Source organism: Rhodococcus sp. 06-418-5 (assembly GCF_002258285.1).
Lineage (GTDB): Bacteria > Actinomycetota > Actinomycetes > Mycobacteriales > Mycobacteriaceae > Rhodococcoides.
The window spans coordinates 446,625-454,316 of record NZ_NOYE01000014.1 but is presented as its reverse complement, the minus strand read 5'-3'; the positions used below and the strand labels follow the sequence as shown (position 1 = coordinate 454,316).

The following is a 7,692-nucleotide window of genomic DNA, read 5'->3' as shown; positions in this document are numbered from 1 at the left end:
CAAGTGGAGCGTGTTCGAGCGCAACGACTTCACCGGCCGCGGCGAGAACAAGCGCGAGGAACTCGCCGCGTTCCTCGAAGACCTCGAGCGTCAGGCCACGAAGTTCGAGGAGATGCGTGATCGTTCCTTCGCCCGCGAACGTGCGAAGGCCGAAGCACGCGCGTCGTAGTGCCTGCGGCAGTGGTGCGGTTATGTGCCCTCAGCGGCACATAACCGCACCACTGCGGCGAAGCCGCATACTTGGGTGTGAACGAATTCTGGGACCGCATCTCCGCGGTGAGTCCTGATCCACCGGTATGGATCGTCCAAGTTGCTGCTGTGATTGCACTCGTCATCGTCGTGTTGCCGCAAACGTGGCGGATCGCGCGCAACGTGGTGACCATCGCGCACGAGGGCGCGCATCTGTTCGTCGCACTGATCACCGGTCGTCAGCTGATGGGCCTGCGCTTGCATTCGGACACCTCGGGCGTCGCGATCTCCAAGGGCAAGCCGACCGGCCTCGGCGTCATCGCCATGACCTTCGCGGGCTACGTGGGGCCGTCGCTACTCGGTCTCGGTGCCGCGTTCGTGCTCGGGACTCAGCATGCGTCCGCGGTGCTGTGGATCGGTATCGTCTCGATCGCGTTGATGCTGTTGATGATTCGCAACATCTACGGATTGCTCTCCCTGGTCACCGTCGGGGCCGCCCTGTTCGTCGTGTCCTGGTGGGGCACCGGAGAGCAACAGGTCGCCGCGGCGTACTTCATCACGTTCTTCCTGCTGATCGCCGGTCCGCGTCCCGTGCTCGAACTGCAGAAATCGCGCAGCGCAGGACGGGCGCGGGACTCCGACGCCGATCAGCTGGCTCGATTGACCTTCCTACCCGGCATCGTCTGGGTCGGGCTGTTCCTGCTCGTCACCGTCGGCTCATTGGCACTGGGCGCGTGGCGAATTCTGATGCCGGTGCAGTGATGCTCGTCTAGGTTCGAGTCGTGAACCTCACCGAGGTATGGACGGCATACATGGCGACGCTTCGTGAACGCGCGCCGATCACCGCTGCGTCGATTCGGCCGCCAAGGTCTGTGAGTGAGCGCGAGGCCGCTGAACGCGCGACGACGCCGTGGACGGAGGAGTTGCGCGAGTTCTACGGGTTGCACGACGGGCAGCACGAAACCTACGGCGAGGAGTATGTGCCGGCCGGATCCGTATTGCCGGACTTCACTCTGTACTCGCTCGACCGAGCGGTGGATCGGCACAGGTTCAGTCTCGAAAATCCGCATCCGATCGACGATCTGGGTGAGGACTGGCCGGCCGAAGTCCTTGCCCAGGAGGCAGGTGAGACGGCGGAGATGTTCGTCCCGGCGTATGTTCCGTTCGCCGAAGACGGTTCGGGCGGAACACTTTACATCGACACACGCCCGGGTGCCCGGCGAGGTTGTATTCGCAGCTTCTCATACGACTCCGCTGACCAGGGTGCGCCATGGTTCGACTCGTTGGCCGAATTCATTGCAGCGTTGCACCGCAGCGTCGAGACGGGATCGGCGATCTACGACGACGTGACGCCCTCGTTCGTGGACGGCGTGCTCGAATGGGGCGACCCCGCGTTCTCGGAGGGGTCGATGGCCTACGCCACTACTCTTCCCGTCGTTCGAGTACCATTCCCGCTCATCGATTTTCGGCCATCCCAGCTGTCGGACGACGACGATCTGATCGATCTGGACCACGTGCGCCGCACCGTCATCGATGCCGCTCGGAGGCTGCACCCGAGTGCCGTGGTCGAGGACGCCCGAGCGGTCTATCGTCAGGTGCCGCGCCTGCGGGGTGCGAACATGAATTGGTGGGTGTGGATGGATGGAGCGGAAACGGTCTTCACAGCATTCGTCACCGGAGAGGGACACGACGTCATCGTCCTCGAGCTTCCGCCAGGGGGATGCGTGCTCGAGGCCGACGAGTGAACTGAACAGCACGGGCATTTGCTTGCGCGTCCTCCGCACCTGTGTAGGACGGTCAGGGTCCGCAATCGGCACGAAACGGCGGTCGCATGTGCTCGACCATCCGCCTGCTGTATCGACTGCGGTGGACCCGAATCCACAGCTGGGACCCGTCTACGAACTGTCGGTCAGCAGCTTCACAAGTCGGGCGACTCGGGCCGCTCGGGTCTGCTCGCGCGCCGCGTTGTCGATCGGCATCAACAACTGACGTCGCTCGCTCGGCCGCTTCCGCTCCCAGGCCGCTGTGCACTGCGCGTTCCTCATCGCCTCCTCGAGGTCCTTCGGAACCGGCACCAGATCGGGGTCGGCCGGCTCGAACTTGCACGAGACCAGGTCACCGGGGCGAATGCCCAACCGGCGTTGAAGACCTGCACCGATGTAGACGAAGGACCCGGGCATCACATTCGAATCTGCCTTGTTGAGACCGAGATTGAGACTCGTGCCCTCGATCGAACCGTCGATCCGGCGAGTCGGCCACCGTTCCGCCGCCTCGACCAAGCGAGTCGGTACACGAATGATGGTGTACGTGTTCTTACCCCACGTCATCGGCTCGAGCACTCCGTCGAACCGGATGCGGTCACTCACCGATGCCTCGCGCCGTCGACACAACACCGAAGGGAATGTCGCCCACGATCGCAGCATAATCGAGTGCAAAGTCTTCGAGCCGGTGACGGACCTTCAAGACAGTGAGGGAAGGGATACCCATGGCCGTCATGGACGACGCACCGAGAGTGCATGCCGAGACACGTGCGCAGTGGCGGACATGGCTGACCGAACATCACGCGACGGTGCAATCTGCGTGGCTGGTGTCGTGGAAGAAGGCCACCGGAAAGCCGGCGATCAGCTACGACGACGCCGTGTCGGAAGCCCTTGCGGTGGGGTGGGTCGACAGTCGACCCCGCAAGCTCGACGACGAGCGAACCATGTTGTATTTCTCGCCCCGGAAACCCGCGAGCGCGTGGTCCCGTCCGAACAAGATTCGCGTCGAAGCCCTCCGTGAAGCAGGTTTGATGCTCCCGGCGGGGGAGCGCGCCGTCGAGGCTGCCGTGGCCAACGGATCGTGGACCGTACTCGACGAGGTCGAGGATCTGATCGTTCCCGACGACCTTGCGGCTGCATTCTCCGAATGCGTTGATGCGGAGAACAATTGGAACCAATTCCCTCCGTCCGCGCGTCGCGGCATTCTGGAGTGGATCGCCACAGCCAAGCGGCCGGAGACCCGCGCCGCTCGAGTTCACGAGACTGCGTGGCTCGCATCGATCGGCGAACGCGCAGCTCGTTGGCAACCCAAGCGCGATCGACAGTGACGGAGCGCGCCGCCGATGAGTGGGCCGAGTGTCGATCATCGGGTCACGTCTCGCCCCGCTAGAACACCACCCACAGCAGCGACGCGAGTGCGAAGATCGCCAATCCGAGCGTGGTTTCCATGACGGTCCAGGTCTTGAGGGTCGTCTTCTCGTCCATACCGAAGAAGCGGCTGACGAGCCAGAAGCCGGAGTCGTTGACGTGAGAGAGGACGGTTGCTCCGGCGGCCAGTGCGAACACCAACAGTGCGATCTTGAAGTTGCTCAGATCCAGCTCGGCCACCTGCACCGAGATCAGCCCGGCGGTGGTGGTCAGTGCCACGGTCGCCGAACCCTGCGCGACGCGTAGTGCGGTGGCGATCAGGAAGGCCTGCAGCAGAATCGGCAACCCGATGTCGGACAACGAGGCGGTGAGGGATTGCCCGATGCCACTGGCGCGCAGTACTCCACCGAACATGCCGCCGGCACCGGTGATCAGGATGATCGAGCAGATGGGTCCGAGAGCCTGGTCCATGTACTTGGCACCGTCGGCTACGGGGAAGCGTCCCGGCGCGAGGATGAACAGGGCCAGCAGCAAGGTGATGAGCAGTGCTATCGGGGTCTGGCCGATGAGCGTCAGCGCCGCGGCCCAGGTCTCGTCCCCGGTCAGTACGCCTGAAGTGGTCAGTGTGTTGACCACGGTATTGAGCGAGATCAGCACCAGCGGCGTCAGCAGGATGAACAGCACCGCACCGAACTTCGGGGCGGGGTCTCGGAGGCCGGCCATTTCCTTGTCGTGTTCGTCGGTGTCGGCTGCGCCGTCGGAGAAGAGGTCGGCGGGCAGGGTGTGGAACCGCTTACCGAGCTGCGTGCCGACGAGGTAGGAGCCGACGAACCAGGAGACGACGGCGACGGGGACGCCGACCAGCAGTACCGATCCGATGTCGCCGCCGAGAAGTTCGGTGGCTGCGACGGGACCGGGGTGCGGGGGAACGATGGCGTGCATCGCGGCGAAAGCGCCTGCCGTCGGGAGGGCGTACAGCAGCACGGATCCGCCGAACCGTCTGGCGACGGTGAAGATGATCGGCAGGAAGACGACCAGGCCGGCGTCGAAGAAGATGGGGAAGCCGAAGATCAGTGCGGCGACACCCAGGGCGAGAGGGGCGCGCTTGGCCCCGAATCGGTTGATCAGGGTGTCGGCCAATACCTGTGCGCCACCGGTGATTTCGAGCAGTCTGCCGACCATCACACCCAAGGCGACGAGTAGGGCAACAGATCCGAGTGTGGAACTGAAGCCCGAGAGCAGGGCCGACGGCACGTCCGCCAGCGGAATTCCCGCCGCGACAGCGGTGACCGCGCTGACCAGGACGAGTGAGACGAAGGCGTGCAGCTTCACCTTCATGATGAGGAACAGCAAGATTGCTACAGCTGCGGCTGCGATCAGCAGCAAGACAGTCGTTCCGTATGCCGGTTCGATCGGATCCATGGGGGTTACCTCGTTCGTTCGGCTCGAATTTCGACCATATCGGACAGTCTGCAAGCCGCGTGGGGTTACGAGCTCCGGTCGTCGGTCGACTCGGGTGCTGTGGAGTACGGTGCGAGTATGAGTGATGGGGATCACGTAACGGGTGGGGACGGCACCGGAGACTCGACCGGGGAGCCGACGAAGGAGCAGTTGCGCGAGCAAGCGCAGCGGTACGCCGCCGCTGCGCGGATGAAGATGAAGGAGCGACGGGCGAACTCGTCCGGTGGTCTCGGAGCCGTTGTTGCCGAACGTGCAGGCGGCTGGGACCTCGACGATCAGAACACCGTCGCGATGGACCGTCAGCAGCGGCTGTGGAACGGAGTGATGGATCGGTACTTCCGAATGGAGATCGACGGTTGGGAGACCATCCCCGAGTCGCCGGTGCTGGTCGTGGGGGTGCACTCGGGTGCGCCGTTCGTGTGGGACGCGTGGACGGTCGGCGCGCAATGGTGGCGACACTTCGGCGAGAAGCGGATTCTGCACGGCACCGCGCACGATGCACTGATGGCGTTCCCGTTGATCGGCAAAGTCTTTCGATCCATGGGCGTGCTGCCCGCGGCACCGGACTCGATGTCGACGGCGTTGGCCGAGGGCCGGGACGTCATCGTGTGGCCGGGCGGTGAGGTCGATTCGTTGCGGCCCTGGAGCAAGCGAGACGAGGCGACGCTGGGCGGCCGAACCGGCTTCATCAAGCTCGCCATTCGGACGGGTGTACCCATCGTGCCGGTGGCGACCGTGGGTGGGGCCGACGCGATGCCGGTGCTGATCCGCGGTGACAAGCTGGCGAAGGTGCTCAAGCTGGACAAGATCGCACGGTTGAAGGTGTTCCCGATCGCGATCTCTCTTCCGTGGATCATCGCGCCCGCCGCGCTGCCGCAGATTCCGTTGCCCGCGAAGATTCGTACGCGTTTCATGCCGCCGGTGGAACTGGACCACGACCCGGCTCGGTGCGAGGACGAGGCGTACGTCGACGCCAAGTACGACGAGGTACGTGCGAGCATCCAGTCCGGGATGGACGCCCTCGCCAGCAAGCGAAAGTTTCCCGTCTTCAGTTGATTTCTCGTCGGCCCGGCAACACGGACCGAACCTGACCGCGATCGTTTCTAGCCTCTCCGTCGTAGGGATTCACCGCTACGACGAGGGGCGTCACACATGATCGAAACATCGGGACTGACCAAGACTTTCCGGCAAGGCAAGAAGACCGTGGAGGCGGTGCGCGGCATCGATCTGGCGATCGGTGAGGGAGAACTGGTGGCGCTGCTCGGACCCAACGGGGCCGGCAAGTCGACCACGCTGCGCATGCTGACCACCCTGTTGTCACCGACTTCGGGCTCGGCGCGAATCGCCGGATTCGACGTGACGAAGGATCGAGATCGCGTCCGGCGCAGCCTCGGCTACGTGGGACAGGGCAACGGCGCGGGCCACAATCAACGCGTCCGCGACGAGCTCGTCGTGCAGGGCCTGTGCTATGGCATGACACGTCCCCGATCACGCAGTCGCGCAGACGAATTGATCGAGGCGCTCGAGCTCGGCGAGCTCGCTGCCCGTACGGTCTCGACCCTTTCCGGCGGGCAGCGTCGCCGGCTCGACATCGCACTGGGTCTGGTGCATCGACCGCCCCTGTTGTTCCTCGACGAGCCGACCACCGGAATGGATCCGCAGAGCCGAGCGAACCTGTGGGACCACATTCTCCGGCTCAGACGCGAGATGGGTACCACCATCGTGCTCACCACGCACTATCTCGACGAGGCCGATTCCATGGCCGAGCGGGTGATCGTCGTCGACCGTGGCACCGTCATCGCCGATGACACCGCCACGGCGCTCAAGTCCGAACTGGCAGGCGACCTCGTGGTCCTCACCGTGTCCGACGCGTCGGCGCTGGCTGCGTTGATCGGCGGTGTGGCCGGAGTCAGAGACGTGACGGTTGCGGGTTCGCGGTTGAACATCCGAGTCGAGCGCGCCGAGGTGGTTCTGCCGCAGATAGTGCGTCTGAGTCAATCCCACGGTATCGAAGTACTGACCGCCGACATGACGCGGCCGACCCTCGACGACGTGTTCCTCGGTCTCACCGGGCGCAGCCTTCGCGAGAGCGCTGCGGCGGCCACGCCTTCACTCGAAAGCGCCGGCACGGCAGGAGAACTCCGATGAACGTACTCTCCGGAAGCACGTTGGTGATGGGCCGCGAACTGCGGCCGATGGTTCGCGATCCGTTCACCGTCATCTTCAGTCTCGTCCAACCGCTGATTCTCCTGGCATTGTTCGGCCCGCTGCTCACCGATGTTCCCGGTCTCGGGGCCGGAAGTGTGTGGGACTGGTTCGTTCCCGGTGTGCTTGCGATGATCACCATCTTCGGAACGTCCATGACGGGCTCGAATCTGTTGGCCGAATTGCAGCAGGGGTCTCACGAACGAATGTTGGTGACACCGTTGCCGCGATCGGCGCTGCTGGTCGGGCGCGCGTTCAAGGAAATGGTGCCGCTGGCCGCTCAGGCCGTGCTGATCGTTCTGGTGGCATTGCCGCTCGGCCTGTCCGTGAATCCGATCGGTGCCGCCGTCGGAATCGTGCTGCTCGGTGTGTTCGGCGTCGGACTCGGCGCTCTGTCCTATGCATTGGCTTTGGCTGTGCGCGGACAGGATTGGGTGTTCTGGTCCATCCAGCAGACACTGATGTTCCCACTGCTCATACTGTCGGGCACGATGCTGCCGCTGACGGCCGCGCCGGGGTGGATGCAGTTCCTGGTCGACATCAACCCTCTCGGATATCTCGTGGACGCCGAACGTGCTCTGTTCGCCGGCGACTTCGCGAGTTCGACGGTGACGGCAGGTGTCGTCGCGGCCGCGGCCACTGCGGTGGTCGGACTTGCCGTCGGGATCCGGGCTATGGGTTCGAAGCGGGAGTGAGGCTAAGCTCGCGT

Annotated in this window: 8 protein-coding genes and 1 pseudogene; 7 read left to right on the top strand and 2 right to left on the bottom strand. The window is 64.3% G+C overall.

The window, feature by feature from the left end:
• The 3 genes and pseudogenes from CH274_RS29670 to CH274_RS12060 all read left to right on the top strand — a co-directional run.
• A pseudogene (locus CH274_RS29670) lies at positions 1–169 on the top strand (acyl-ACP desaturase); the annotation flags it as partial.
• A 77-nt stretch (positions 170–246) separates the two neighbouring features.
• A complete protein-coding gene (locus tag CH274_RS12065) occupies positions 247–951 on the top strand; it encodes a M50 family metallopeptidase (protein ID WP_032396733.1) in 705 nt (234 codons plus the stop codon).
• Positions 952–971: 20 nt separating this feature from the next.
• Complete coding sequence (locus tag CH274_RS12060; RefSeq protein ID WP_094657540.1) at positions 972–1,934, top strand: SMI1/KNR4 family protein; 963 nt, start codon at positions 972–974, stop codon at positions 1,932–1,934.
• Between the two features lie 150 nt (positions 1,935–2,084).
• Here the strand turns inward: CH274_RS12060 and CH274_RS12055 are convergent, their stop codons facing one another.
• Positions 2,085–2,555, bottom strand: coding sequence for a YdeI/OmpD-associated family protein (locus tag CH274_RS12055; RefSeq protein ID WP_179275713.1), 471 nt, complete (start codon positions 2,553–2,555; stop codon positions 2,085–2,087).
• Between the two features lie 119 nt (positions 2,556–2,674).
• Here CH274_RS12055 and CH274_RS12050 point away from each other — a divergent pair, with 119 nt between their 5' ends.
• Entirely contained in the window at positions 2,675–3,277 is a 603-nt protein-coding gene (locus CH274_RS12050; RefSeq protein WP_094657538.1) for a YdeI/OmpD-associated family protein, read from the top strand.
• Positions 3,278–3,335: 58 nt separating this feature from the next.
• Here the strand turns inward: CH274_RS12050 and CH274_RS12045 are convergent, their stop codons facing one another.
• On the bottom strand, positions 3,336–4,739 hold the full coding sequence (locus CH274_RS12045; protein ID WP_032396729.1) for a GntP family permease: 1,404 nt from the start codon (positions 4,737–4,739) through the stop codon (positions 3,336–3,338).
• Positions 4,740–4,967: 228 nt separating this feature from the next.
• Here CH274_RS12045 and CH274_RS12040 point away from each other — a divergent pair, with 228 nt between their 5' ends.
• From CH274_RS12040 to CH274_RS12030, 3 genes are all read left to right on the top strand, one after another.
• A complete protein-coding gene (locus CH274_RS12040) occupies positions 4,968–5,834 on the top strand; it encodes a lysophospholipid acyltransferase family protein (protein ID WP_256993561.1) in 867 nt (288 codons plus the stop codon).
• A gap of 96 nt (positions 5,835–5,930) precedes the next feature.
• Entirely contained in the window at positions 5,931–6,926 is a 996-nt protein-coding gene (locus CH274_RS12035; RefSeq protein WP_094657537.1) for an ATP-binding cassette domain-containing protein, read from the top strand.
• Positions 6,923–7,678, top strand: coding sequence for an ABC transporter permease (locus CH274_RS12030; protein ID WP_094657536.1), 756 nt, complete (start codon positions 6,923–6,925; stop codon positions 7,676–7,678). The genes CH274_RS12035 and CH274_RS12030 overlap by 4 nt, the downstream gene beginning before the upstream one ends.
• Positions 7,679–7,692: the final 14 nt, after the last annotated feature.